Annotated in this window: 24 protein-coding genes; 12 read left to right on the forward strand and 12 right to left on the reverse strand. The window is 70.8% G+C overall.

Annotation, left to right across the window (positions count from 1 at the left end; translation table 11 throughout):
* The first annotated feature begins 159 nt into the window (after positions 1–159).
* Genes ACIHFD_RS26185 through ACIHFD_RS26205 form a run of 5 tightly spaced genes read left to right on the forward strand, consistent with a single transcriptional unit; the run spans position 160 to position 5,876 of the window.
* The gene (locus ACIHFD_RS26185) at positions 160–1,974 is read left to right on the forward strand and encodes an ABC transporter substrate-binding protein (RefSeq protein ID WP_397369086.1); all 1,815 of its coding nucleotides are present in this window, start codon (positions 160–162) and stop codon (positions 1,972–1,974) included.
* On the forward strand, positions 1,971–3,023 hold the full coding sequence (locus ACIHFD_RS26190) for an ABC transporter permease (RefSeq protein ID WP_350741876.1): 1,053 nt from the start codon (positions 1,971–1,973) through the stop codon (positions 3,021–3,023). The genes ACIHFD_RS26185 and ACIHFD_RS26190 overlap by 4 nt, the downstream gene beginning before the upstream one ends.
* Positions 3,020–3,901, forward strand: coding sequence for an ABC transporter permease (locus ACIHFD_RS26195; RefSeq protein ID WP_397369087.1), 882 nt, complete (start codon positions 3,020–3,022; stop codon positions 3,899–3,901). Before ACIHFD_RS26190 ends, ACIHFD_RS26195 begins: the two co-directional genes overlap by 4 nt.
* On the forward strand, positions 3,898–4,872 hold the full coding sequence (locus tag ACIHFD_RS26200; protein ID WP_397369088.1) for an ABC transporter ATP-binding protein: 975 nt from the start codon (positions 3,898–3,900) through the stop codon (positions 4,870–4,872). The genes ACIHFD_RS26195 and ACIHFD_RS26200 overlap by 4 nt, the downstream gene beginning before the upstream one ends.
* Positions 4,869–5,876, forward strand: coding sequence for an ABC transporter ATP-binding protein (locus ACIHFD_RS26205; RefSeq protein ID WP_397369089.1), 1,008 nt, complete (start codon positions 4,869–4,871; stop codon positions 5,874–5,876). The genes ACIHFD_RS26200 and ACIHFD_RS26205 overlap by 4 nt, the downstream gene beginning before the upstream one ends.
* Here the strand turns inward: ACIHFD_RS26205 and ACIHFD_RS26210 are convergent.
* Positions 5,873–6,520 carry a response regulator gene (locus ACIHFD_RS26210; RefSeq protein ID WP_397369090.1) on the reverse strand — a complete coding sequence of 216 codons (648 nt, stop codon included), beginning with the start codon at positions 6,518–6,520 and terminating at the stop codon, positions 5,873–5,875. The two genes, ACIHFD_RS26205 and ACIHFD_RS26210, sit on opposite strands and share 4 nt — an antisense overlap.
* The gene (locus ACIHFD_RS26215) at positions 6,517–7,614 is read right to left on the reverse strand and encodes a sensor histidine kinase (protein WP_397369091.1); all 1,098 of its coding nucleotides are present in this window, start codon (positions 7,612–7,614) and stop codon (positions 6,517–6,519) included. The genes ACIHFD_RS26210 and ACIHFD_RS26215 overlap by 4 nt, the downstream gene beginning before the upstream one ends.
* 109 nt (positions 7,615–7,723) lie before the next feature.
* Between ACIHFD_RS26215 and ACIHFD_RS26220 the strand changes: the two genes are divergently transcribed.
* Positions 7,724–8,800, forward strand: coding sequence for an alpha/beta hydrolase family protein (locus ACIHFD_RS26220; RefSeq protein WP_397369092.1), 1,077 nt, complete (start codon positions 7,724–7,726; stop codon positions 8,798–8,800).
* On the opposite strand, the gene ACIHFD_RS26225 is transcribed toward ACIHFD_RS26220, so the two are convergent.
* Positions 8,761–9,585, reverse strand: a complete 825-nt coding sequence (locus ACIHFD_RS26225; protein WP_397369093.1) for an NmrA family NAD(P)-binding protein — start codon at positions 9,583–9,585, stop codon at positions 8,761–8,763. The genes ACIHFD_RS26220 and ACIHFD_RS26225 overlap by 40 nt on opposite strands.
* A 61-nt stretch (positions 9,586–9,646) precedes the next feature.
* Positions 9,647–10,825, reverse strand: a complete 1,179-nt coding sequence (locus ACIHFD_RS26230) for an FAD-dependent monooxygenase (RefSeq protein ID WP_397369094.1) — start codon at positions 10,823–10,825, stop codon at positions 9,647–9,649.
* Between the two features lie 73 nt (positions 10,826–10,898).
* On the opposite strand from ACIHFD_RS26230, the gene ACIHFD_RS26235 reads away from it, so the two are divergent.
* Positions 10,899–11,465, forward strand: a complete 567-nt coding sequence (locus ACIHFD_RS26235; RefSeq protein ID WP_397369095.1) for a TetR/AcrR family transcriptional regulator — start codon at positions 10,899–10,901, stop codon at positions 11,463–11,465.
* A gap of 8 nt (positions 11,466–11,473) precedes the next feature.
* Here ACIHFD_RS26235 and ACIHFD_RS26240 read toward each other — a convergent pair whose 3' ends face one another.
* Genes ACIHFD_RS26240 through ACIHFD_RS26250 form a run of 3 tightly spaced genes read right to left on the reverse strand, consistent with a single transcriptional unit; the run spans position 11,474 to position 13,072 of the window.
* A complete protein-coding gene (locus ACIHFD_RS26240) occupies positions 11,474–12,112 on the reverse strand; it encodes a maleylpyruvate isomerase N-terminal domain-containing protein (protein ID WP_363961910.1) in 639 nt (212 codons plus the stop codon).
* A gap of 19 nt (positions 12,113–12,131) precedes the next feature.
* The gene (locus ACIHFD_RS26245; protein ID WP_397369096.1) at positions 12,132–12,446 is read right to left on the reverse strand and encodes a DMT family transporter; all 315 of its coding nucleotides are present in this window, start codon (positions 12,444–12,446) and stop codon (positions 12,132–12,134) included.
* Positions 12,443–13,072, reverse strand: coding sequence for an FMN-dependent NADH-azoreductase (locus ACIHFD_RS26250; RefSeq protein ID WP_397369097.1), 630 nt, complete (start codon positions 13,070–13,072; stop codon positions 12,443–12,445). The genes ACIHFD_RS26245 and ACIHFD_RS26250 overlap by 4 nt, the downstream gene beginning before the upstream one ends.
* A gap of 82 nt (positions 13,073–13,154) precedes the next feature.
* Here ACIHFD_RS26250 and ACIHFD_RS26255 point away from each other — a divergent pair, with 82 nt between their 5' ends.
* The gene (locus ACIHFD_RS26255; protein WP_350741902.1) at positions 13,155–13,715 is read left to right on the forward strand and encodes a helix-turn-helix domain-containing protein; all 561 of its coding nucleotides are present in this window, start codon (positions 13,155–13,157) and stop codon (positions 13,713–13,715) included.
* Here ACIHFD_RS26255 and ACIHFD_RS26260 read toward each other — a convergent pair.
* From ACIHFD_RS26260 to ACIHFD_RS26270, 3 genes are all read right to left on the reverse strand, one after another.
* Positions 13,696–14,424, reverse strand: a complete 729-nt coding sequence (locus tag ACIHFD_RS26260) for a nucleotidyltransferase domain-containing protein (protein ID WP_397369098.1) — start codon at positions 14,422–14,424, stop codon at positions 13,696–13,698. The genes ACIHFD_RS26255 and ACIHFD_RS26260 overlap by 20 nt on opposite strands.
* A gap of 80 nt (positions 14,425–14,504) precedes the next feature.
* Positions 14,505–15,443: a ribose-phosphate pyrophosphokinase gene (locus ACIHFD_RS26265; RefSeq protein WP_357752793.1), complete on the reverse strand. Its 939-nt coding sequence runs from the start codon at positions 15,441–15,443 to the stop codon at positions 14,505–14,507.
* A gap of 58 nt (positions 15,444–15,501) precedes the next feature.
* Positions 15,502–16,131 (reverse strand): HAD family hydrolase, encoded by a 630-nt coding sequence (locus ACIHFD_RS26270; protein ID WP_397369099.1) that lies wholly within the window; start codon positions 16,129–16,131, stop codon positions 15,502–15,504.
* Between the two features lie 146 nt (positions 16,132–16,277).
* Between ACIHFD_RS26270 and ACIHFD_RS26275 the strand changes: the two genes are divergently transcribed.
* Positions 16,278–18,077, forward strand: coding sequence for an alkyl/aryl-sulfatase (locus ACIHFD_RS26275; RefSeq protein ID WP_397369100.1), 1,800 nt, complete (start codon positions 16,278–16,280; stop codon positions 18,075–18,077).
* Between the two features lie 51 nt (positions 18,078–18,128).
* Here the strand turns inward: ACIHFD_RS26275 and ACIHFD_RS26280 are convergent, their stop codons facing one another.
* The gene (locus ACIHFD_RS26280; RefSeq protein ID WP_397369101.1) at positions 18,129–18,614 is read right to left on the reverse strand and encodes a hypothetical protein; all 486 of its coding nucleotides are present in this window, start codon (positions 18,612–18,614) and stop codon (positions 18,129–18,131) included.
* A 34-nt stretch (positions 18,615–18,648) separates the two neighbouring features.
* Positions 18,649–20,058: a purine-cytosine permease family protein gene (locus ACIHFD_RS26285; RefSeq protein WP_397369102.1), complete on the reverse strand. Its 1,410-nt coding sequence runs from the start codon at positions 20,056–20,058 to the stop codon at positions 18,649–18,651.
* Between the two features lie 67 nt (positions 20,059–20,125).
* Between ACIHFD_RS26285 and ACIHFD_RS26290 the strand changes: the two genes are divergently transcribed.
* The 3 genes from ACIHFD_RS26290 (at position 20,126) to ACIHFD_RS26300 (ending at position 22,478) form a co-directional block, all read left to right on the forward strand.
* Complete coding sequence (locus ACIHFD_RS26290) at positions 20,126–21,520, forward strand: MFS transporter (RefSeq protein WP_397369103.1); 1,395 nt, start codon at positions 20,126–20,128, stop codon at positions 21,518–21,520.
* A 113-nt stretch (positions 21,521–21,633) separates the two neighbouring features.
* Positions 21,634–22,008: a hypothetical protein gene (locus ACIHFD_RS26295; protein WP_397369104.1), complete on the forward strand. Its 375-nt coding sequence runs from the start codon at positions 21,634–21,636 to the stop codon at positions 22,006–22,008.
* Between the two features lie 44 nt (positions 22,009–22,052).
* The gene (locus ACIHFD_RS26300; protein WP_397369105.1) at positions 22,053–22,478 is read left to right on the forward strand and encodes a hypothetical protein; all 426 of its coding nucleotides are present in this window, start codon (positions 22,053–22,055) and stop codon (positions 22,476–22,478) included.
* The last annotated feature ends 96 nt before the right edge of the window (positions 22,479–22,574 follow it).

The following is a 22,574-nucleotide window of genomic DNA, read 5'->3' on the forward strand; positions in this document are numbered from 1 at the left end:
CTTGGGGGTGCCGCATCACGGCAGTCCCAAGGGGACTGAAAATTTACACCGCAAAAGGAAACGAGAATGAAACAATTTTCCGCAGCGCGTTGACACGCGGACTCCCTATGGTGTGCCTTTCTCTACACAGGAAAACCCCCGCCTGAAGGTGAGGCACATATGAGGAAATGGATCGCGCGCCTGGCAGCGCTGGGTGTCGCGCTGTTAGTAGCGGGTCAGGGCGCGACAGCCGCCCATGCCCAGGAGCCCGCGGCGGGGAAGAAGGTACTTCGCGTCGGGGCCACCCAGTCGATGGACTCGATGAACCCGTTCCTGGCGGTCCGCCTGGTCTCGACGTCGATCCACCGCTGGATGTACGGCTTCCTCACGGTGCCCGACTCCAAGACGCTGCAGCCCAGCCCGGACCTGGCCGAGTCGTGGACCACGGCGCCCGACGGGCTCACGTGGACGTTCAAGATCCGTGCGGCCAAGTGGTCGGACGGCAAGCCGATCACGGCCGATGACGCGGCCTGGACGTTCAACAAGATCATGACGGACGAGGCCGCCAAGACGGCCAACGGTCCGGCGGTCGAGAACTTCGAGAGCGTCACCGCCAGCGGCCAGGACCTGACGATCAAGCTCAAGTCGCCGCAGGCGTCCATGCTGGACAACCCGATCCCGATCATGCCCAAGCATGTCTGGGAGTCGGTCACCGACATGGCCAACTACGACGCCGAGAAGTACCCGGCCGTCACCAGCGGCCCGTACATCGCGATCGAGCACAAGAAGGACCAGTACGTCAAGCTGCAGGCCAACCCCAACTACTGGCGGGGCAAGCCCAAGATCGACGAGCTGCAGGTCATCTTCTACGACAACCCGCAGGCCGCCGTCGCCGGTCTCAAGAACGGCGACATCGACCTGCTCGGCCGCATGTCCCCGGCCGAGTTCGAGGCCATCCAGAACGACGCGAACATCGAGGCCTGGAACACCCAGGGCCGCCGCGCGGCGTACCTGCAGATCAACCACGGCGCCACCACCACCGACAACAAGCCCGTCGGTGACGGCCACCCGGCACTGAAGGACGTCAAGGTCCGCCAGGCGCTGCACTACGCCATCGACAAGCAGAAGCTGGTCGACGAGGTCCAGAACGGCCTGGCCAAGCCCGCCGACGGCTCGATCGTGCCGCCGATGTTCAAGGACTTCTTCTGGGAGGCCACGGGCGACGAGAAGGTCAGCTACGACCCCGCCAAGGCCAACAAGATCCTCGACGACGCCGGCTACAAGAAGGGCTCCGACGGCATCCGCACGATGCCCGACGGCAAGCGCAAGCTGGAGTTCCGCTTCAGCATCCACACCGACACCCCGGTCGAGGACAAGCTCGCCGAATACCTGACGGGCTTCTTCAAGGAGATCGGCATCACGCTGACCACCAAGAAGGTCGACTCCAGCAAGTTCTCCGAGGAGACGGGCGTCACCGCTCTGTTCGACATCGCGATCAGCGGCTGGTCGGTCAACCCCGACCCCGAGGAGGTCCTGGCCACGCACCTGTGCAGCCGCAGGCCGGCCCCGGGTGGCGAGGGCGGCGGCACCGAGTCGTTCTTCTGCGACGAGACCTTCGAGAAGCTCTACCAGGAGCAGCTGAAGGAGCTCGACCGGCCCAAGCGCGCCGAGACCATCAAGAAGATGGAGGAGCGGCTCTACACCGAGGCCCCGGTCATCGCGATCTACTACCCGAACGACCTTGAGGGCTACCGCAAGGACCGGGTCACCAGCATCACCCCGATCCCCGAGGACAAGGGCCTCCTGTACGGCGGCAGCGGCTACTGGCCGTTCTACACCGTGGACGTCAAGGCCGCGGCGGCGAGCGGCGGCAGCGGCGGCGGCGGCTCCAACACCGGCCTCATCGCCGGCATCGTGGGTGGCGTCGTGGTCATCGGACTGGCCGGCTTCTTCCTGAGCAGGCGGCGTAAGAGCGTCGCAGACGAGCGCGAATGACCACTCCGCTAGAAGCAGCAGAGCCCGCCGTCCAGGCGGCGGGCCCTGGTGATGAGCGCTCCACCGGCCGCGGCACGCTGCAGTACGCGCTGTCCAAGGCCGGTGGGGCGCTGTTCAGCATCGCCATGGTGATCGTCGGGACGTTCTTCGTGTTCCGGCTGCTGCCCGGCGACCCGGTGCGCAACCTGGCGCAGGGCCGCAACATGACGCCGGACCAGCTCAACCTCGAACGCCACCGGCTCGGCCTGGACAAGCCGGTGCTCCAGCAGTTCTTCGACTTCGTGGGCAACACGCTCAGGCTCGACCTGGGCACGTCCTACGAGTACAAGCGGCCGGTCCTGGACCTGATCGGCGAGCGCATCGGCCCGACGCTGCTCCTCGCGGGCACGGGCCTGGTCATCGCCGTCAGCCTCGGGATCTGGCAGGGCACGCGGTCCGGATGGCGGCCGGGCACCAAGTTCGACCGCTTCTCCACGAGCGTGTCGCTGGTGCTCTGGTCGGTGCCCACGTTCTGGCTGGGTCTGCTGCTGATGATGGTGCTCGGCGTCGGTATCGGGCCCATTCCCGGCCTCTTCCCGTTCAGGGGCATCGAGAGCGTGGACGCGCCCGACGGCTTCGCGTACGTGCTGGACGTGGCCTCGCACATGGTCCTGCCGTGCCTGACCCTGGTGGGCGTGGTCTACGCCCAGTACCTGCTGATCATGCGCTCGTCGCTGCTGGAGGAGGTCAGCCAGGACTACGTGACCGTGGCCAGGGCCAAGGGACTCCGGGACGACGAGGTCCGGCGGCGCCACGCGGTGCCCAACGCGCTGCTGCCCACGGTGACGCTGGTGTTCATGCGCATCGGCTTCGTGGTCGGCGGCGCGGTCACCGTGGAGACGATCTACACCTGGCCCGGCCTGGGGCAGCTGTTCTACCGCGCGATCAAGGTGCCTGACTTCACGCTCATGCAAGGGACGTTCCTGCTGATCACCGTGGCCGTGATCCTCATGAACACGCTGGCCGACGTGGTCTACCACATGCTCGACCCGAGAGTGAGGTCGGCATGACCAGCGTCGCCGCGGCCCGCAGACGGCTCGTCCTGAGCCGGTTCTGGGCCGAGTTCCGCACCCACCGAGCAGGCCTCGCCGGGATGGTGGTCCTGCTCATCGCCGTGGTGTTCGCACTGATCGCGCCGCTGTTCATCGACGAGGGCGTGACCAGCGTCGTCGACGCCACCGGGGACAAGTTCGCCGCGCCGAGCCTCGACTTCCCCTTCGGGACCGACGAGTCCGGCCGCTCGATCCTGCTGATGGTCTGGTGGGGCTCGCGCACGTCGCTGCTCATCGGCTTCCTGGCCGCCCTGCTCAGCATCGTGATCGGCACGGTCATCGGCATCGCCGCGGGGCACTTCCGCGGTTGGGCCGGCGGCACGCTCATGCGGGTCACGGACTGGTTCCTGGTGCTGCCCTCGCTGGTGACCGCGCTGGTGCTGGCGGCCATCCTGGGCGGCACCACGTTCACGGTGATCATGGCGATCGCGGTCACCTCCTGGCCGTCGACCGCCCGCCTGATCAGGGCGCAGACGCTCGCCGTGGAGGCCCGGCCGTACATCGAGCGGTCGAAGGCGCTCGGCGGCGGGCACTGGCACATCACCACCCGGCACGTGCTCCCCAACGTGGCGCCGCTGCTGCTGGCCAGCACCACGCTGGAGGTGGCCAGCGCGATCGTCACCGAGTCCACGCTGGCCTTCCTGGGCGCCAGCGCGAACAAGACGTCATGGGGGACCATGCTGCGCTCCTCCTACGACTACGGCGCGGCCACGCAGGGCGCGTGGTGGTACATCCTCATCCCCGGTCTCGCCATCCTGGCCGTCGTCATGGCGTTCACCCTCGTCGGGCGGGCGCTGGAGGCCGTGCTGAACCCGCGGCTCAGGAGGGCGGCATGAGTCTCCTAGAACTCGACGACGTGTCGGTGACGTACCGGATCGCCTCGGGCGAGGTGCCCGCCGTGCGCGGTGTGTCGCTGACGCTCGACTCCGGGGCGGCACTCGGAGTCGCCGGCGAGTCGGGATCCGGCAAATCGACGTTGGCCATGGCGCTGATGCGGCTCCTGCCCCGCGACGCGCGCGTCGGTGGCCGGATCCTGCTCGACGGCGAGGACGTGCTCACCATGAAGTGGGGCCGCATGCGCGCCGTACGGTGGGCCGAGGCCTCGATCGTGTTCCAGGGCGCGCAGCACGGGCTCAACCCGGTGCGCAGGATCGGCGACCAGATCGCCGAGCCGCTGCTCGTCCACGGCCTGGCCAAGCCGGAGGCCGCCCGCAAGCGCGTGGCCGAGCTGCTCGAACAGGTCGGCCTGCCCACCTGGCGGGCCCGCAGCTACCCGCACGAGCTGTCCGGCGGGCAGCGGCAGCGCGTGATGATCGCGATGGCGCTGGCCTGCTCGCCCCGGCTGATCATCGCCGACGAGCCGACCACCGCGCTCGACGTGATGGTGCAGGCCCAGGTCCTGACGCTGATCAAGGAGCTGGTCGCCGAGCACGGCATCTCGCTGATCATGATCTCGCACGACCTGTCGGTGCTGGCGGACGTGTGCGGGCAGCTCGCGGTCATGTACGCGGGCCGCGTCGTCGAGTACGGCCCGTCCGCCGAGGTGTTCCACGACGCCAAGCACCCCTACAGCCGGGCGCTGGCGGCGGCGTTCCCCACGGTGGGCGACCCGGCCTCGCGGCTGGCCCCGAAGGGCCTCGGAGGCGACCCGCCCGACCCGATGCAGCTCCCGGGCGGCTGCTCGTTCCACCCGCGCTGCCCGGTCGCGCTGGACGAATGCGCCACGCTGGACGTGGAGCTGTGGCCCGCGGGTGAGCGCCGTTCCGCCGCTTGCGTGCACGTACGCGAGAAGGAGGGGGCCTCATGACCGAGACGCAGACCACCGCCGAGGCGGTCTCGACGGCCCGGCCGAGCCTGCTGGAGGCCCGCGACCTGCGCGTGGAGTTCTCCTCGCGCGGCCGCCGCGCCAAGGCCGTGGACGGCGTGAACCTGGCCGTCGGCGAGGGCGAGATCGTGGCCCTGGTCGGCGAGTCGGGCTGCGGCAAGACCACGCTGGCACGCACGCTGCTCGGCCTCGAACGTCCCACCTCGGGTGAGGTCCGCTACGGTGGCGCCGCCCTGGACTACGGCTCCAGGGCGCTCAAGGCGTACCGCAGGCAGGTGCAGCTCGTCCTGCAGGACCCGACCGGCTCGCTCAACCCCAGGCACACCGTGTACGAGGCGGTCGCCGAGGGCCCGCGCATCCACGGCCTGCCGGACGAGCGGGAGGTCGTGGCCGAGGCCCTGTCCAGGGCTGGGCTGCGGCCGCCGGACCGGTTCTTCCTGCGCTACCCGCACGAGCTGTCCGGCGGGCAGCGGCAGCGCGTGGTGATCGCCGGGGCGCTGGCGCTGAACCCGAAGGTGCTGATCGCCGACGAGCCGGTGGCCTCGCTGGACGCCTCCGTACGCGGTGAGATCCTGGCCCTGATGCTGCGGCTGCGCGACGAGCTGGGGCTGTCGGCACTGGTCGTCACCCACGACCTGGGCCTGGCCTGGAACATCGCCGACCGGGTGGCGGTCATGTACCTGGGCCGGATCGTCGAGTCGGGGCCGGTGGAGCAGGTGCTGACGGCGCCGCGGCACCCGTACACGCAGGCCCTGATGTCGGTGCTGCCGGAGTCTCCCGAGCGGGTGGTGCTGACCGGCGAGCCGCCGGACCCGACCCGGATCCCGGGCGGGTGCCGCTTCCACGCCCGCTGCCAGGTGCTCGCCTCCGGGAAGGCGGCCGAGGCGGGGGTGGACGCCAGGTGCCGTTCGGAGCTGCTGGACATCCTGCCGGCCGTGCCCGAGGCCCAGGCGGCCTGCTACTACGCGGATGCCCTCGACGCTTAGCCCAGGTCGGCGTCGTGGACCAGGACGGCGGCCTGGACGCGGTTGGCCAGGCCCAGCTTGGCCAGCACGCGACTGACGTGCGCCTTCACCGTCGCCTCCGTCAGGCGTAGCTCGCGGCCGATCTCGGCGTTGGACAGGCCGCGGGCGACGGCCCTGATCACGTCCTCCTCCCGCCCGGTGAGCCGGTCGAGCTGCCTGCGCGCCACCTCGGCGCGGGAGGGGGCGCGGTTGGCGTACGACGCGATCAGGCGCTTGGTGACCGAGGGCGAGAGCATGGCCTGGCCGCCGGCGACCGTGCGGACGGCGGCGGCCAGCTCTCTCGGCGGGGTGTCCTTGAGCAGGAACCCGACCGCGCCCAGGCGTAGCGCCTCGTGCACGTACTCGTCCAGGTCGAACGTGGTCAGCATGATCAACTTGGGCGCGTCCGGCTCGGACAGGAGCCGCGCGGCGGCGGTCAGGCCGTCCATGCCCGGCATGCGGACGTCCATCAGCACGACCTCGGGCCGCAGCCGCCGCACGGCGGAGACGGCCTCCGCGCCGTCGCGGGCCTCGCCGGCGACCGCGATGTCGCCCGCCGCCTCCAGGATCAGCCGCAGCCCCGAACGGACGAGCTCCTCGTCGTCCACGACGAGCACCCTGATCATGCCGGGATCCTGGCGCTCACGAGGAAGCCACCGCCGTCCTGCGCGCTGGTACGCAGCGTGCCGCCGAGCAGCTCCACCCGTTCCCGCAGCCCCACCAGGCCCCAGCCCGCGCCGGGCAGCTCCCCGGGCGGCTCCTTGGGCGCCTCGTTGCGCACCTCCACCTCCAGCTCCTCTGGCCCGTAGCGGATGAGCACGTCCGTGGCGGCGTCGCCCGCATGCTTGTGCACGTTGGTCAGCGCCTCCTGGACCACCCGGTACGCGGTCCGCTCCACGGTCGGCTCGACCGGCCGCGCCTCGCCCTTGTCGTGCCTGGTCACCGCGATGCCCAGGGCACGGGACTGGTCGAGCAACTGGTCAAGGTCCTCCAGGGCGGGCGGTGGCCGGAGCGGAGGGTTCTCGGGCGTGCGCAGGACGCCGAGCACGTCGCGCAGGTTCGCCAGGGCCTCGCGCCCGATCCCGCCGATCAGGGCGGCGGCCCGCTCCGTCTCCTGGTCGGACGCCCGCATCTCCAGCGCCCCCGCGTGCAGCACCATGAGCGAGACCCGGTGCGCGACCACGTCGTGCATCTCCCTGGCGATCCTGGCCCGCTCCTGCGCCCTGGCCTGCTCGGCCCGCATGACCTGCTCGTGCTCGCGGCGTTCCGCACGCTCCCTGGCCGTGTCCCGGCGGGTGCGCACCAGGAGGCCGAGTGCCAGCGGCAGCCCGATCACGGCCAGCGCCAGGATCAGCGCGTTGCCCGTGGTGGCGGTCATCAGCTCGTACGGGCCGCTCCGCCCCGCGCCCGCGAGCGCGGCGACCCCGCACACGGCCAGGCAGCCGCCGAGGTAGGCGGCCAGGCGGCGCCCGCTCAGAGTCAGGCCCGCGAAGTAGGAGGCCACCAGCAGCGGCGGCCACATCACCAGCCACACGTAGCCGACGGCGCCCACCGCGGCCAGCGGCCACCAGGACCGCCGCGCCTGCCAGGCGGCCAGGCCCGCGACCGCGGCGACCGCGACGAGCACCGGGAACGGCAGGCTCGACGGCACCCCGATCTGTCCCTTCACCACGAGCAGCGAGGCCGCGAACACACCTGCGCCGAGCAGCACGAACCGCATGCCTCACAGCGTATGGGCCACCCGGAAAGGGACATTACGACGAAAGTAGTAAGCGCCGATCGACGATCGGGGCGTCCCGGGCGGCGGCCTCCGGCACCAGCCTGGGCCCATGCGTAAAACCCTCGCGACAGTCGCGATGTCCTTGGCCGTCCTCGCCGGAGCCGCTCCGGCGCAGGCGGCCGACCTCGCCCTTCCGAAGCCGACCGGGCCGCGGCCCGTCGGCACGACCAGCCTGCACCTCGTGGATTCGAGCCGCCCCGACCCCTGGAACCCCGAGGCGTCCCGGCGGGAGCTGATGGTCTCGCTCTGGTACCCGGCCAGGAAGGCCGTGGGGCGGCCCGCGCCGTACGTGACGCCCCAGGAGTCGGCCGCCATCGTGAAGGGCTTCCCGGGCGTCTCCCCGGACGCGCTCACGAAGACCAGGACGTACGCCAGGCTCGACGCCCCTGTGAGAGGGGGCAGGCTGCCCCTGGTCGTCATGTCGCCGGGCTTCTCCTTCCCGCGCGCCACCCTGACCTCGCTGGCCGAGGAGCTGGCGAGCAGGGGATACCTGGTGGCGGCGGTGGAGCACACGTACGAGTCGGTCGCGACCACGTTCCCCGACGGCCGGACCACCACCTGCCTGGCCTGCGTGAAGGGCCAGGACAACGTCAAGGTGGCCGCGAGCCGGGTCAAGGACGTGAGGTTCGTGCTCGGCGAGCTGGTCAAGGGCCGGTGGGGCAAGGCGATCGACCGGTCGAGGATCGCCATGGCCGGCCACTCCATGGGCGGGTACGCCACCGCCCAGACCATGCTCGCCGACACCCGGATCAAGGCGGGCGTCAACCTGGACGGCACGTTCGCGCTGGACGAGCCGCTCGACCGGCCGTTCATGCTGGTCGGGGCACCGGGACACGCCCCCGGCTACGGCTCCTGGGACAAGGCCTGGGTCAACCTGAAGGGCTGGAAGCGCTGGATCACGGTGGCGGGGACCGACCACTCGGCGTTCGTCGACTACGCCGTGCTCAGGCCGGCGCTCGGTCTGCCCGCGCAGGAGCTGGACGGCGCGCGGGCGCTGCGGATCACCCGCGCTCACCTGGTCAGCTTCCTCGACCTGCACCTGCTCGGCAAGCGGACTCCGGTCGAGGACCATCCCGAGGTCACCGATCACACCCGGAACGCGTCGGCGTTCTCCGAGGCCCACTGAGCGAAGCTGCGCGCGTCCCGGCCGGTGACCTCGCGCACGGTCGGGACCACCGTGTAGCCGACCTCCGGGGTGTTGCCCAGGGCCTGGACGAGGAACTCGATGGTCTGCTCGCCCATGCCGTCGGCGGCCCACTTGGCCCGCGCCTCGTCCACGGTCAGCTCCACGTACTCGACGCGGCTGCCGATCGACGTGCCCAGGATCTCGACCTTCTGCCTGAGCGTGATCGCCTCGGGACCCGTCAGCACGTACGTCCTGCCGCCGTGGCCGCCCTCGACCAGCACCGTCGCGGCCACGGCGGCGATGTCGCGCTCGTGCACGAGGGCGCTCAGCCGGTCGCCGAACGGCTCCTTGATGACGCCTTCCGTCTTCACCGTCTGCGCCCACCAGCGCAGCGTGTTGGACATGAACTCGACCGGGTGCAGCAGCGTCCACTCCAGGTCGGTCGCGGCCAGCGCCTGCTCGAGCGGGCCGTCCTCGCGGCCGCCCAGCACGGTGACCCGCCGCACGCCCGCCTTGACGGCCAGCTCCACGATCGCGGCGCCGTCCGGCAGGGCCGCATAGTCGTCGCCCGCGAAGTTGATGAAGTGCGCGCCGGTGACGCCCTCGAAGGCGTCCTTCAGCGTCTCGGGCCGGGCGAGGTCACCGGCGACGACCTCGACGCTCTCGGGGAGTCCGGCCTTGGCGGGGTTCCTGGTCAGGGCGCGTACGTGCTGCCCGGCCGCGAGGAGCTCCTCGACGACGAGACGGCCGACGGTCCCGGTGGCTCCGGTGACGAGGATGGTCATGGCGAACCCCTTTTTCTTCGGAACGGAATGTTCTGCTCTTACTATAGCAGAACGGAACGCTTCATTCCGAGTAATTCTTGAGCGAGATGGCGTTCGCGGCGCGGTGGATGGGGCCGGCGATCCTGTCGATCATCCGGTCGCGGCCGGGCAGGTGCGGGAGCAGCCTGATCATCCTGGTCTGGAGCCAGACGGCCAGGGACGAGCCGATCACCATGCCCTTGACGTTGGCCGGCCCGAGCGCCTGGTTGGCCTCGACGAACTCGCGCATCTCGCGCTCGTAGCCCTCCGTCCCGCCGCCGCCGGCCAGCTCGCCGGCCAGCACGTACGCGCCCACGAGCGCCAGGCTCGTGCCCTGCCCGGCGGCCGGCGAGGCGCAGTACGCCGCGTCGCCCACCAGCACGACGCGCCCCGTGGACCAGCGGTCCATGTGGATCTGGGTGACCGAGTCGAAGTAGAAGTCCTTGGCGTCGCGTACGGACTCCAGCAGCGCGGGCACCTCCCAGCCGACCCCCGCCATGGCCTTCACCAGCAGCTCCTTCTGGCCCTCGACATCGCGGTGGTCGTAGGCCAGCGGCTCGGACGACCACATGAACAGCGCCTTGGCGCGGGTGTCCTGGCGCGTGCTGTAGACGTTCGCGGTCCGGCCGGGGGCCACGTGCACGGCCTCCTCGCGGTCCAGGCCCAGGGTGTTGGGGACGGTGCAGATGGAGATGTAGTAGCCGAGGTCGCGGGCGTACCGGGACTCCTCGCCGAAGGCGATCCTCCTGGTGTTGGAGTGCGCGCCGTCGGCCCCGACGACCAGGTCGAACCTGCGGGGCGCCGAGCGCTCGAACGTCACCGTGCCGTCCTCTGCGATGCCCATGATGGAGTCGTCGAAGACGTACTCGACGTCGCGGCGGGTGAGGTCGTACAGGAGCTCGTTGAGGTCGCCGCGCATGATCTCGGCGTCGTCGCCCGTGCGCCCGCCGAACAGGTCGGCGTCCATGGTCGCGATCTTCCTGCCCCTGGCGTCGTAGTGGGTGGCGATCCGCATGTCCGTGCTCGCCGCGCGGACCGCCTCCATGAGGCCCATGCGCTCGATGACCTGGAGGGCCACGCCCCGGATGTCCACCTTGTAGCCGCCCTCGCGGATCGCGGGGGCCCGCTCGACCACGGTCACGTCGAAGCCGCGCCGCCTGAGCCAGTACGCGGTCGCGGTGCCGGCGATGCTTGCGCCTGAGATGAGGATGCTCTTCGTCATGGCCCTGACGGTACATATGTCTCAGACGATTGTCTAGGACGAATTTTCAAGACATTTGTGCTAGGCTGCGAGCATGGGAAACAGGGACGATCTGCTGGCCGGGGCCAAGCGATGCCTGATCGAGAAGGGCTACTCGCGTACGACGGCGCGCGACATCGCCAACGCGTCCGGGGTGAGCCTGGCGGGCATCGGCTACCACTTCAAGTCGAAGGAGGCGCTGATGAACGAGGCGCTCTTCGAGGCGATGCGGGAGTGGGGAGACGACCTGGCGCAGACCCTGACGGCCGACGTCAAACCGGATGCCACGCCGCTGGAGCGGTTCGAGACGGCCTGGGACCGGGTGGTGGAGTCGTTCACCCGCCTGCGGCCGCTGTGGCTGACGCAGTTCGAGCTGCTGGGGCAGATCGACCACCTGCCGGAGGTGCGCGAGCAACTGGTGCGGGCCACCGGGGAGGCGCGGCTGGGGCTGGCCGAGCTGTTCGAGGGGGTGGAGCTGGGGGGTGATCCGGAGCGTGAGCGGCTGGCGGGGACGCTCTACCAGGCGCTGCTGACGGGCTTCCTGTCGCAGTGGCTCCTCGACCCGGACAGCGCCCTGTCGGGCCGCGAGGTCGTCACGGCCCTGCGCTCATTCGCTTCCTGACGAGACGGTCAGAAGGCGCTGATGGTGGCGGGGGCGCGTTCGGTGCGGCTGAGCGTGCGGATGACCGCCGTGGCCCCGTGCCGGTGGACGGCCAGCCGGGCCAGGAGCTCGACCACGGGATCGATGATCGAGGACGGCAGCTCCGGCGTGTCCAGCCCCACGCTCGCCGCCAGGTCGTCCGAGTGCACGACCAGCTCCACGAGCCGCGTGAGCAGGAAGTCGTCGAGCCGCAGCGACCAGCCCGTCCACGGCAGGCCCACGACCCGGTCGTCGGGTTCGGCGGGCAGGGCGGCGGTCAGCAGGTCGAGCAGCTCCTGCGTCCGGTCCACCAGCGCCCCGGGCCCGTCCGCGGCGGCGGCCTGGCCGCCGCGCCTGACGCTCACGTTGCTCTCGTGGTCGAGTCCCGCCTGCACCCACGGCGACCTCGAATAGTGCTCCAGGAGCCCGACCGGCTCGCCGGCCACCCCGTCGGGGACGAGCACGTCACGGGCGCGGACGAGCTGGTGGGCCAGGTGCCCAGCCAGCCCCGCGACGCTGAACTCGGTCAGCGCGCTCGGCTTGTCCCAGGCCGCCGCCACGGCGGGATCGCGCAGCAGCGAGACTGCCGACGTCGCGGCCACCAGATAGGACTGCCTGATTTCCCCCATTTGCCGCCCTTCCCCTGGTTTAGGTGGTAACTCGCGCCAAGACTATCCCTCCGACAATCAGGCCGAGCGCCGCCATCCGGCCGACCGAGACGGGGTCACCGTTGAGCACGATGCCCAGGGTGATCGCGCCGACCGCGCCGATGCCCGTGAAGACGGCGTACGCGGTGCCGACGGGAAGCGTGTTCATCGCCCGGGACAGCAGCCAGACGGCGGCGGCCATCAGGACGAGGGACACGAGCGTGGGCACCGGCCGGGTGAAGTTCTGCGTCGGTTTAATGCTCTGCGACCACGCCACCTCGACGAGTCCGGCGAGGAACAGGACGATCCAGTTCACCGGGCCGCCTCCTTGAGCGCCGCCGCCAGGGACTGCTCGTGGCTGTCGCGCAGGTGCGCCAGGGCCGGGTCGAGCCGCGCGTTGACCAGCTCCGCGTGGATGAACGTCACGTCCTCGACCCTGAAGTGCCCCTTGAAGAAGTCGCGCAGGTAGCGCTCCTGGTGGTCGTAGGGCTCGCGGGGCGTGCCCGGCCCGTACGCGCCGCCCCGCGCGCTCGTCACCACGAACGAGCGGCCTTCGAGCGACATCTTCGGGAACGTGATCTGGTCGAGCCAGGCCTTGAGCGAGGAGGGGATCGAGTAGTTGTACATCGGCGTGCCGATCAGGATCACCTCGGCCGCCACCACCTCGTCGAGCAGCGGCTCCACGACGGCCCATGCCTGCCGCTGGGCAGGCGTCCGCACCGCCTCCCGATAGCGCGAAATGTCGGTGATCTCGTGTTCGAGGATGTGGTCGCAGAGCTCGGTCCACGCCTCGCCGATGTGCGGCACGGGCTGCGCGGCCAGGTCCCGGTACGCGTACCCGCGATCGGGATGCGCGGCCCGCCACGTGTCGGCGTACACGGCGGACAGCCTGCGCGAGAACGACGACGCCCGGCGCGCGCTCGCGTCCAGATGCAGCAGCATGATCTCTCCCTTGAAAGGCCCTAAGCGGACACACTGTCCACTTCAATATAACCGGACGCCGTGTCCACATACAATCGGACGCATGGAGAGAGCCGACGCCGCGCGGAACCGCGCGCGCATCCTGGAGGCGGCCGCGCAGCTCTTCGCGGAGCGGCTCCCGCAGGACGTGACGATGGACGACATCGCCAAGAAGGCCGGGGTGGGCCGGGGCACGCTCTACCGCCGCTACCCCGACCGGGCGTCGATCGCCGTCGCGCTCCTCGACGAGCATGAGCGGGCGCTGCAGGAACGGCTGCTGCGCGGCGACCCGCCGCTCGGCCCGGGAGCGCCGCCCGCCGAGCGGCTCGCCGCCTTCTACGCCGCGATGGTGCGCCTGCTGGAGGACCACCGGCACCTGGTCCTCGGCTCGGAGGTGGGCCGCTCGCGCTTCGAGACGGGCGCGTACGGCTTCTGGCGGGCGCACGTGCGCGCGCTCCTGGTCGCGGCCCGCACCCCGGATCCCGACGCGCTGGTGGACGTCCTGCTCGCGCCCCTGGCCCCCGAGGTGTACGGCTACCAGCGCTCGGTGCTCGGCCTGACCCCGGAGCAGATCACGCGGGCGCTGGCCGAGCTCACGGCGACCCTCAGGTCAGGGCCTTCCTGATGGCGGACCTGAGGAACGCGCGGGCCAGCCTCCCCCTCCTGAACCGGCTCAGCACCGGCCGCGCCGTGCCGTACCTGCGTGCCCGGATGTCGGCCACCACGTTCTCCGGCGCCCCGAGCTCTGCGAGCACGTCGAGGGCCTCCCGCTTGCTGATCATCCGCCCTTCCCGCAGCGTGACCGTGGCCCGGGCGACCGTGAGCAGGCCCAGATCCACCCAGATGTCGCGCAGCCAGCGCCGCCGGGCCCGCGTCTTGACGAGCCAGTAGTCGCGCAGGTCGCCGCGTACGAAGTAGGTCAGCTCCTCGTCCGACACCGGCGGCAGCAGCCCGGCGGGCGGCGGGCCGTACAGCTCCAGGGCCCCTTCGTGCAGCTCGCGGCGGGTGACCGCGCTGACGGGACGGCGGAAGATGCGCTCGTGCGCCCAGGTCACGTGCTCGACCGAGAGGTCTGCCAGCTCTTCCCTGGCCAGGTACGAGCAGTGCAGGTGCGCGGCCAGCGGCCCGTCGAGCGCCCGGTGGACGGCCTTGATCCGGCGCCACTGCTCCATCGTCACCGGGGCGTCGATGACCGCGATCAGATCCAGATCGCTGCGGCCGGGCTGATAATCATCGGTGGCGAGCGAACCGTGTGCCCATAAGGCGACCAAGGGCACGGCCGGTTCGACGCCCCGGAGAAAGTCGCTCAGCAGTCGTTCGGTGGCCGCGTGCATACTGGTCACTATGATCGATAAACCGCCGAGTGGGAAAGCCGCGCAGATCACAGCGGTTCCGCGCGGCTCCGGTCAGGTCGTCACGACGCGTTGAACAACGCGCTCACCGACTCCCCGTCGTGGATGCGGCGCATGGCCTCGGCCAGCGCGGGCGCGATCGACAGCACGGTGAGCTTGTCGCTGGGCTTGGGCGACGGCACGGTGTTGGTGCAGACGATCTCCTCGACCTCCGGCAGCGCGCTCAGCCGCTCCACCGCCCCGCCCGCGAACAGCCCGTGCGTGCAGGCCACCCGCACCGAGCGGGCCCCCCGCTCGCGCAGCCGGTCGAGCAGCTCGATGACCGTGCTGCCCTTGGCGATCTCGTCGTCCAGGATGATCACGTCCTTGCCCGTGACGTCGCCGATCACGGAGCTGATCACCACGCGGTCGTCGCTGAAGCGCTGCTTGGCGCCCATGGCGACGCCGGTGCCGAGCAGGCGGGCGAAGTGGGCGGCCTCCTTGGCGTTGCCGAGGTCGGGGGAGACGACGACCGTGTTCGACAGGTCGTACTGGCGGAAGTGCGCGGCCAGCTCGCGCAGCGCGTGCAGGTGGTCGACGGGGACGCTGAAGAAGCCGTGCACCTGCGGAGAGTGCAGCGTCATGGCCAGCACGCGGCTGGCGCCCGCGGCCACCATCAGGTCGGCGACCAGCCGCGCGCCGATCGAGATGCGCGGGGCGTCTTTCTTGTCCGACCTGGCATAGGCGTAATGCGGCAGGACCACAGTGGTCCGCGCCGCGGACGCGCCCCGCGCCGCGTCCAGCATCAGCAGCAGCTCGACCAGATGCTCCTGTACGGGCGGTACGAGCGGCTGGATGAGGAACACGTCGCGTTCACGGCAGTTGGCCTGGAGCTGTACTTCGAGGACGTCGTTGGCGAAGCGCTCGATGCGCACCGGGTGGAGTGGCGTACCCAGATGCCTGCAGATCTCTTCAGCCAGCTCAGGGTGGGCGCTTCCAGAGAAAACCGTGATGTCTCGCACGATTCCGTAAGCATAGCCACCCGGCCTCGGCGTTCGCGTGAGCGACCCGGGGGCGCGGTCAAACGAGCAGCAGATCGGCGGTCAGCTCGTCGAGGCCGGGCAGGACGCGCCAGGCCAGGGCCAGCGCGTCGGGAGCGGGCGGGTAGCGCGGGTGCGGCACGGCGATCACGCGCATGCCCGCCGCGTGCGCCGAACGCAGCCCGTTGCTCGAATCCTCCACCGCCACGCACTTGCGCGGGTCCGCCCCGATCCGCCGGGCGGCCTCGAGGTATCCGTCGGGCGCCGGCTTGCCGCGGGCGACCTCCTCCGTCGAGACCGTGGCCGCGAAGCACTCCTCGAGCTCGGCCGCGTCCAGCACCACGTCGATCAGCCTGCGCGGGGACGAGCTGGCCAGCCCCAGCGTGACGGCGTCGGACAGCCGCCGCACCGTCTCCACCGCCCCGGGCATCAGCGGCACCCCGTCGCGGTAGTGTGCGGCCATCTGGTCCACCACGCCCCGCGCGATCTCGTCGGGAGGCATCGACACCCCCAGCGAGTGCAGGTACGCGGCCCACTCCCCGGTGCTCATGCCCATGAGCCTGGACTGCGTGTCGGGCTGCCAGGTGCCGCCGTGTTCGGCGACGAACGCCCGGCGCACCTCCTCCCACACGGGCTCGGAGTCCACCAGCACGCCATCGAGGTCGAACACGCACGCTTCCACCCGACCAGCCAACCACACGGCCCGATCACTCGGCGCTGAGGAGCCGGGCCAGGCCTGTCCGTATTGCCCTAGATTCATGCTATTAGGGGTGTTTATTGAGCTATCTGGAGTGATTCCCGGGCACTCGGCTAGACATGGCAGACCTTCCATTTCACGACAAGGACGACTTCGCGGACGCCGACCGCGGCTTCATCGCGAAGCTGAGTCCGGCAGTGATCCAAGCGGCCGACGGCCGGGTCATCTGGGACAACGACTCCTACGACTTCCTCCAGGGGGAGTGCCCGGCGACGGCCCATCCCAGCCTCTGGCGGCAGGGCCAGCTGTGCGCCAGGCAAGGTCTGTACGAGGTCGCGGAGGGCGTCTACCAGGTACGCGGCCTGGACCTGTCGAACATGACCCTGGTCGAGGGCGAGCGCGGCGTCCTCGTGATCGACCCGCTGATCTCCACGGAGTGCGCCGCCGCCGCGCTCCGGCTCTACCGCGAGCACCGCGGCGACCGCCCGGTCACCGGCGTGGTCTACACGCACTCGCACGTCGACCACTTCGGCGGCGTACGCGGCGTCACCGGGGGAGGCGTGCCGATCCTGGCCCCGGAGGGGTTCATGGAGCACGCGGTGTCGGAGAACGTCTACGCGGGCCCGGCCATGACCCGCCGGGCCGTCTACATGTACGGCCCCGCCCTGCCCCGCTCGCCCGAGGGCCAGATCGGCTGCGGCCTCGGCATGACCAACTCGACGGGCACCGTGTCGCTCATCCCGCCCACGACGGACATCACCCGTACCGGCCAGGAGGAGACCGTCGACGGGATCCGGATGCTCTTCCAGCTCACGCCCGGCACCGAGGCCCCCGCCGAGATGAACTTCCTCTTCCCCGACCGCCGCGTCCTGTGCCTGGCCGAGAACGCCACGCACAACCAGCACAACGTCCTCACCCTGCGCGGCGCCATGGTCCGCGACGCCCGCGCCTGGGCGCGCTACCTGAACGAGGCCGTCACGCTGTTCGCCGACCGGGTCGACGTCGCCTTCGCCTCGCACCACTGGCCCACCTGGGGCCGCGACGGCATCGTCCGCTTCCTCGAACAGCAGCGGGACATGTACGCGTACCTGCACGACCAGACGCTGCGGCTGCTCAACAAGGGCCTGACCGGGCCCGAGATCGCCGAGGCCATGCACATGCCGCCCGAGCTGGAGCAGGCCTGGCACACGCACGGCTACTACGGCTCGGTCAGCCACAACGTCAAGGCCGTCTACCAGCGCTACCTGGGATGGTTCGACGGGAATCCGGCGCATCTGTGGGAGCACCCGCCGCGGGAGAGCGCCGTCCGGTACGTCGACTGCCTGGGCGGCGGCTCGGCCGTGGTCGCGTTCGCCAGGCGCTACATCGACGAGAACGACCTGCGCTTCGCCGCCCAGCTGCTCAACCACGCCGTCTTCGCCGACGAGGGCAACAAGGAGGCCCGCGACCTGCTCGCCGAGGTCTACACCCGGCTCGGCCACGGCGCCGAGAACGCCGTGTGGCGCAACTTCTACCTCATGGGAGCCCTGGAGCTGTCCGACGGCATCGTGCCCGCCAGCGTGGACGCCGGCTCGCTCGACCTGCTCGCCGCGCTGTCCGTGGAGCAGATCTTCGACTCGCTCGCCATCCGCGTGGACGGGCCGCGCGCCTGGCACGAGCGGCTGTCGATCGACTGGTACCTGACCGACCTGGGGCAGCGGTACCGTACGACGCTCTCGAACGGCGCGCTCATCCAGCAGCGGGAGCCCGCGGACGAGAGCGCCGACCTGACGCTGCGGCTGACGAAGGACCAGCTCGTGGGGCTGCTGGCGGGCAAGGGGGTCGGGGGCGTGGAGCGCGAGGGGGACACGGGGGCGCTGCAACGGCTGGTCGCCGTCCTCGACCACGCGACACCCGACTTCGCCATCGTCACGGCCTGAGCCTCTGCCCTCGCTCGGGCCGTCACGACACGAGCCTTCGCCGGGCTGCCGTCACGGCCTGAGCGAGGGCTCTTGCTCGGGCCGTTCGACCTCGTGGCGCAGCGCCTTGCAGGCCAGCGCCAGCAGCGTCACCACCGCGGCCCCGATGCCCGGCCCGAGCACCAGCGGCAGGGTCAGCTCACCGGCGTGCCACACCGCCGCCAGGATCGCCGCCGAGGTCAGCACCGCCACCCCGAACATCGCCCCCCACAGCGGCAGCACGTCCAGGTACGCGAACAGCAGCGGGAACGCCAGCCACACGAACGGCGGCGCCGCCACCGCCAGCACGACCCATCCGGCCGTCACGAGCCCGAGCCACACGACCCGCAGCCCTCCGGACACCAGCGGACCGGCGGCATAGGCGAAGCCGAGCACCAGCCCCCCGACGGCCACGGCCACCTGGTCCTCGCGCAGCGAGCCCACCACCGCGGGCACCAGAAGCCCGCAGGCCGTGGCATGCACCGCCCACCGCAGCAACCGCGACGGAATGTCCATCATTACTCACCAAGAGTAACCTCAGGACTCGGCGCCGTCACGCCTCGCGGCGCCGCCCGGTGAAGATGGTGATCAGGAAGTACAGCAGCCCGGCCAGCACGAGGGCGATGACCACGCCGATGTTCGCCCCCCCGAACGTGCCCGTCTTCATCTCGTCGCTCATCAGGAAGCCGACGATCCTGGCGATGTTCGGGTCGCCCGAGGTGATCAGCCCGAGGCCCACGGCCGACGCCGCGACCAGCGAGACCAGCCCGGCCCAGTTGAGCGCGGGCGCGCCCGGCCGCAGCAGCCGCTCGTCGTACGCCCTGCCGCCCGCGCGCAGCCGCCACATGTCCACCAGGAAGATCGCCACCCAGGCCGCCATCACCACCCCGATGATCGCCAGGAACGCCTGGAAGGTGCCGAGGAAGCTGCTGGACACGAACAGCAGGTAGTAGCCGCCGAGCACCATGAGCACGCCGTCGATCAGCACCGCGTAGTGCCGCCTGACCGGCACGCCGAGCGCCAGCATCGACAGCCCGGACGAGTAGATGTCCATGATCGCCCCGGCCAGGAAGCCGCCGATGGCGGTCAGCAGGTACGGCAGCAGGAACCACGTCGGCAGCGCCTGGGCCAGCGCGCCCACCGGATCGCCCCCGGCGGCCTCGGCCAGCTTCGGATCGCCGCCCGCCAGCAGCACGCCGAACACGAGCAGCACCATGGGCGGCACCGCGCCACCCAGCGTGGTCCACAGCGCCACCGACCTGGCCCGGGAGTTCGAGGGCAGGTAGCGGGAGTAGTCGGCGCCGCAGTTGACCCAGCCCAGGCCCAGCAGCGTCATGGCGAAGACGACCCCGCCGACCCACTCGCCGGGACCCGCGTCGCTCTTCAGCGCCCCGCCGAGCCTCGGCACCATGAGGGCCATGTAGACGATCGTCAGCACGACGAACGCGTACGTCAGGTAGCGCTGGACCGCCATGATCAGGGCGTGGCCGTACACGCCGACCGCGATCACCACGACGGCCGCGACGGCGAAGCACACGGCGGTGGCCGTGGTGGCGGGGACGCCGGGCGCGAGCCGCGCGAGGATCGCCGCGCCGCTCTGCGCGGAGAGCGTGACGAGCACGATCTCCCAGCCGACGTTCGAGATGTAGGAGAAAACGGCGGGCAGCTTGTTCCCCTGGTACCCGAACGGCGCCCGTCCCAGCGTCATCGTCGGCACGCCCGACCGCGTCCCCGCGACCGCGACCAGGCCCACCAGCAGGAACGACAGCGCGTACCCGACCGCCCCGGTGATGATCGCGGGGATCACGCCCAGACCGAGACCGACCATGTACACGCCGAAGGCGACACCGAACAGGGAGAGGTTGGAGCCGGCCCACGGCCAGAAGAGATCCCCCGGCCGGCCGTGCCGCTCGGCCTCGGGGACCGCGTTGATGCCGTTCTGCTCGACGGTCATCGTGTCCATGATCGGACGTTACTCGCCCCATACCCGGTAAGAGAACCCTCAGTCGGTCGGTGAGAGTCTGGACGGCATGAGCGCGGAGACCACCGGGTTCGACAGGCGGCGGCACGCACTGGCCGTGTGCCTGGTGTCGGCGTTCATGACCGGGCTGGACGTGAGCATCGTCAACGTGGCGCTGCCGTCGATCCGCGCCGGCCTGCACGCGACGGCGGACGGCCTGCAGTGGACGGTCTCCGGCTACGCGCTGACGTTCGGCCTGCTGCTGGTCCCGGCCGGGCGCATGGGGGACGCCAGGAGCCGCAGGACGCTGTTCATGTGGGGTGTGGCGCTGTTCACGCTCGCCAGCGCGGCGTGCGGCTTCGCCTGGGACATGAAGGTGCTGATCGCGGCCAGGCTCGTGCAGGGCATGGCCGCCGGAACGGTGAACCCGCAGGTGTCGGGGCTGATCCAGCAGATGTTCGCGCGGCACGAGCGGGGGCGGGCGTTCGGCGCGCTGGGCGCCACCATCGGCCTCTCCACGGCCGCCGGGCCGCTGATCGGCGGCGCACTGGTCACCCTGTCCGGGCCCGAGCTGGGGTGGCGGTGGGTGTTCCTGGTGAACGTGCCGATCGGGCTGGCCCTGCTGCCGCTGGCCTGGCACGTCCTGCCGGCGCCGCGCCAGGAGGTGCCGCGGCGGCGGGAGAGCATGGACCCGGTGGGCGTGCTCCTCCTGGGCGTCGGGGTGGCGGGCCTGCTGCTGCCCTTCATCCAGCGCCACCAGTGGGAGGGCAACGCCAAATGGCTGATCATCCCCGCCTCGCTCCTGATCCTGGGCGGGTTCGTGACGTGGGAACGGTTCTACCGCCGCGAGCCTCTCGTGGACCTGGCGCTGTTCAGGAAACGCTCCTATCGCCTCGGCACGGCCATAGGGCTGTTCTACTTCGCCGGATTCACCGGCATTTTCTTCATCTTCACCCTGTACCTGCAGAGCGGCCTCCACTACAGCCCCCTGCTGGCGGGCCTGTCGATCACGCCGTTCGCCCTCGGCTCGGCGTCGTCCAGCGTGGTGGGCGGGCGGCTGGTGTCCCGCGCGGGGCGCCGCGTGGTGGTCATCGGCCTGCTCACGGTGATCGCCGGCCTGGCGGCGACCATGGCCGCCACCGTGCTGGTGCCGGGGCCCGGCGCGGGCCTGGCCACCGCCCTGCCGCTGCTGGTCGCGGGCATCGGCAGCGGCCTGGTCATCTCGCCCAACCAGGCCATCACGCTGTCGGAGGTGCCGCCCGAGGGCGGCGGGAGCGCGGCGGGGGTCCTGCAGACGGGCCAGCGGCTGGGCTCGGCGATCGGCATCGCGACGGCCGGCTCCACGTTCTTCGGCGCGCTCGGCGCGGACTGGGCGATCGCCTTCCGCCACGGCCTGGCGGTGGTCCTGCTGTTCGTCTTCCTCTCCCTGGTGGCCGCCGTGTACGACCTCGCCCGCCCGCGTTAGCGCCTCCGCTCGGGACCCCTCCCGGCGCATGCCCTGTAGAAAGGCCTCACCCCCTGCGGCCGAGCCACGCGAGCACGGCGTACCGGGCCGCAACAGCCGACGAAAGGGAGACCATGCACCCCCGGAAGGCCATCACCGCCCTGACCCTCGCCTGCGCGCTGGTCGCGACGCCGGTCCTCGCCGCGACCCCGGCAGCCGCCTCCGCCCCGAACCTGCGGGCCTGTTACGACGGGAAGTGTAAGTTCACGTTCACGAGGGCCGTGAGCTTCCGCGTCTCCAGCGCGTACGGCCTCGGCAGGGTGCGCGTCTCCAAGGAGTACATGGGGGGCCTCTTCAACCAGGACATGGTCGTCGTGCGGGCCCCCGGCCTCACCTCGTCGCTGGGGGAGGGCGCCAGGGGGGAGTTCCGGTACGGGAGCAAGCGCACGCTCAACTTCCGCGTGCTGTCGATCAGCGACCGGGGGGCGACGATCCGCTTCGAAGGATGACCAGGCCTTCCCCTTCGCCGGGTCGGCTAGGCTTCGGCGCGGGGGTGGGCACCATACGAACGAGACTGCGCAAGCTCCGCGCGGGTGGGCGGGAGTTCGTATGGAAGGGCGAGATCCACCACGTGTCCGGCGGGCGCGACTGCCACAGATGCGTCCGCCTGCGGGTCTGGGGCGCCGGGAAGAACAGCCGCGTGCTCCAGGCGGACCTGCTGTCGAAGGCGGTCCTGCCGTGGGGCTGCGCGAGCGACAACTCCTACCCGACCCCGAAGGACGTGCGGGAGGTCATCGACCATGCGCTGACGCATGGCTGGGACCCCGACGCCGCCGGCGGGGTCTTCGTCCTGAGCGAGGACGAGCACGCCGCCGCGTTCGAGCTGACCGATTTCCTCCTCACCGACCGCCTCAGAGACGAGGGGGCGCCGGACCCGACCACCCGCGTGTTCAGCGCCTTCGAACGCACGACTGACTGAGCTCCCTCGAACTTTCTCCGCTCTGACGCGAAATGATGGCCCGCCTCCCTACATAGGCACAGATGTCCGTACATCGCACTATGAAGGAGCCGGGCA

Source organism: Nonomuraea sp. NPDC051941, from assembly GCF_044593615.1.

Bases quoted from the DNA above. Each gene is read 5' to 3' on its own strand.
- ACIHFD_RS26260 (WP_397369098.1), bottom strand. From the start codon at position 14,424: ATGCACGCGGCCACCGAACGACTGCTGAGCGACTTTCTCCGGGGCGTC.
- ACIHFD_RS26210 (WP_397369090.1), bottom strand. From the start codon at position 6,520: ATGATCAGGGTGCTCGTCGTGGACGACGAGGAGCTCGTCCGTTCGGGG.
- ACIHFD_RS26200 (WP_397369088.1), top strand. From the start codon at position 3,898: ATGAGTCTCCTAGAACTCGACGACGTGTCGGTGACGTACCGGATCGCC.
- ACIHFD_RS26230 (WP_397369094.1), bottom strand. From the start codon at position 10,825: ATGACGAAGAGCATCCTCATCTCAGGCGCAAGCATCGCCGGCACCGCG.
- ACIHFD_RS26235 (WP_397369095.1), top strand. From the start codon at position 10,899: ATGGGAAACAGGGACGATCTGCTGGCCGGGGCCAAGCGATGCCTGATC.
- ACIHFD_RS26195 (WP_397369087.1), top strand. From the start codon at position 3,020: ATGACCAGCGTCGCCGCGGCCCGCAGACGGCTCGTCCTGAGCCGGTTC.
- ACIHFD_RS26205 (WP_397369089.1), top strand. From the start codon at position 4,869: ATGACCGAGACGCAGACCACCGCCGAGGCGGTCTCGACGGCCCGGCCG.
- ACIHFD_RS26290 (WP_397369103.1), top strand. From the start codon at position 20,126: ATGAGCGCGGAGACCACCGGGTTCGACAGGCGGCGGCACGCACTGGCC.
- ACIHFD_RS26275 (WP_397369100.1), top strand. From the start codon at position 16,278: ATGGCAGACCTTCCATTTCACGACAAGGACGACTTCGCGGACGCCGAC.
- ACIHFD_RS26190 (WP_350741876.1), top strand. From the start codon at position 1,971: ATGACCACTCCGCTAGAAGCAGCAGAGCCCGCCGTCCAGGCGGCGGGC.
- ACIHFD_RS26220 (WP_397369092.1), top strand. From the start codon at position 7,724: ATGCGTAAAACCCTCGCGACAGTCGCGATGTCCTTGGCCGTCCTCGCC.
- ACIHFD_RS26250 (WP_397369097.1), bottom strand. From the start codon at position 13,072: ATGCTGCTGCATCTGGACGCGAGCGCGCGCCGGGCGTCGTCGTTCTCG.
- ACIHFD_RS26280 (WP_397369101.1), bottom strand. From the start codon at position 18,614: ATGATGGACATTCCGTCGCGGTTGCTGCGGTGGGCGGTGCATGCCACG.
- ACIHFD_RS26240 (WP_363961910.1), bottom strand. From the start codon at position 12,112: ATGGGGGAAATCAGGCAGTCCTATCTGGTGGCCGCGACGTCGGCAGTC.
- ACIHFD_RS26255 (WP_350741902.1), top strand. From the start codon at position 13,155: ATGGAGAGAGCCGACGCCGCGCGGAACCGCGCGCGCATCCTGGAGGCG.
- ACIHFD_RS26225 (WP_397369093.1), bottom strand. From the start codon at position 9,585: ATGACCATCCTCGTCACCGGAGCCACCGGGACCGTCGGCCGTCTCGTC.
- ACIHFD_RS26185 (WP_397369086.1), top strand. From the start codon at position 160: ATGAGGAAATGGATCGCGCGCCTGGCAGCGCTGGGTGTCGCGCTGTTA.
- ACIHFD_RS26215 (WP_397369091.1), bottom strand. From the start codon at position 7,614: ATGCGGTTCGTGCTGCTCGGCGCAGGTGTGTTCGCGGCCTCGCTGCTC.
- ACIHFD_RS26295 (WP_397369104.1), top strand. From the start codon at position 21,634: ATGCACCCCCGGAAGGCCATCACCGCCCTGACCCTCGCCTGCGCGCTG.
- ACIHFD_RS26285 (WP_397369102.1), bottom strand. From the start codon at position 20,058: ATGGACACGATGACCGTCGAGCAGAACGGCATCAACGCGGTCCCCGAG.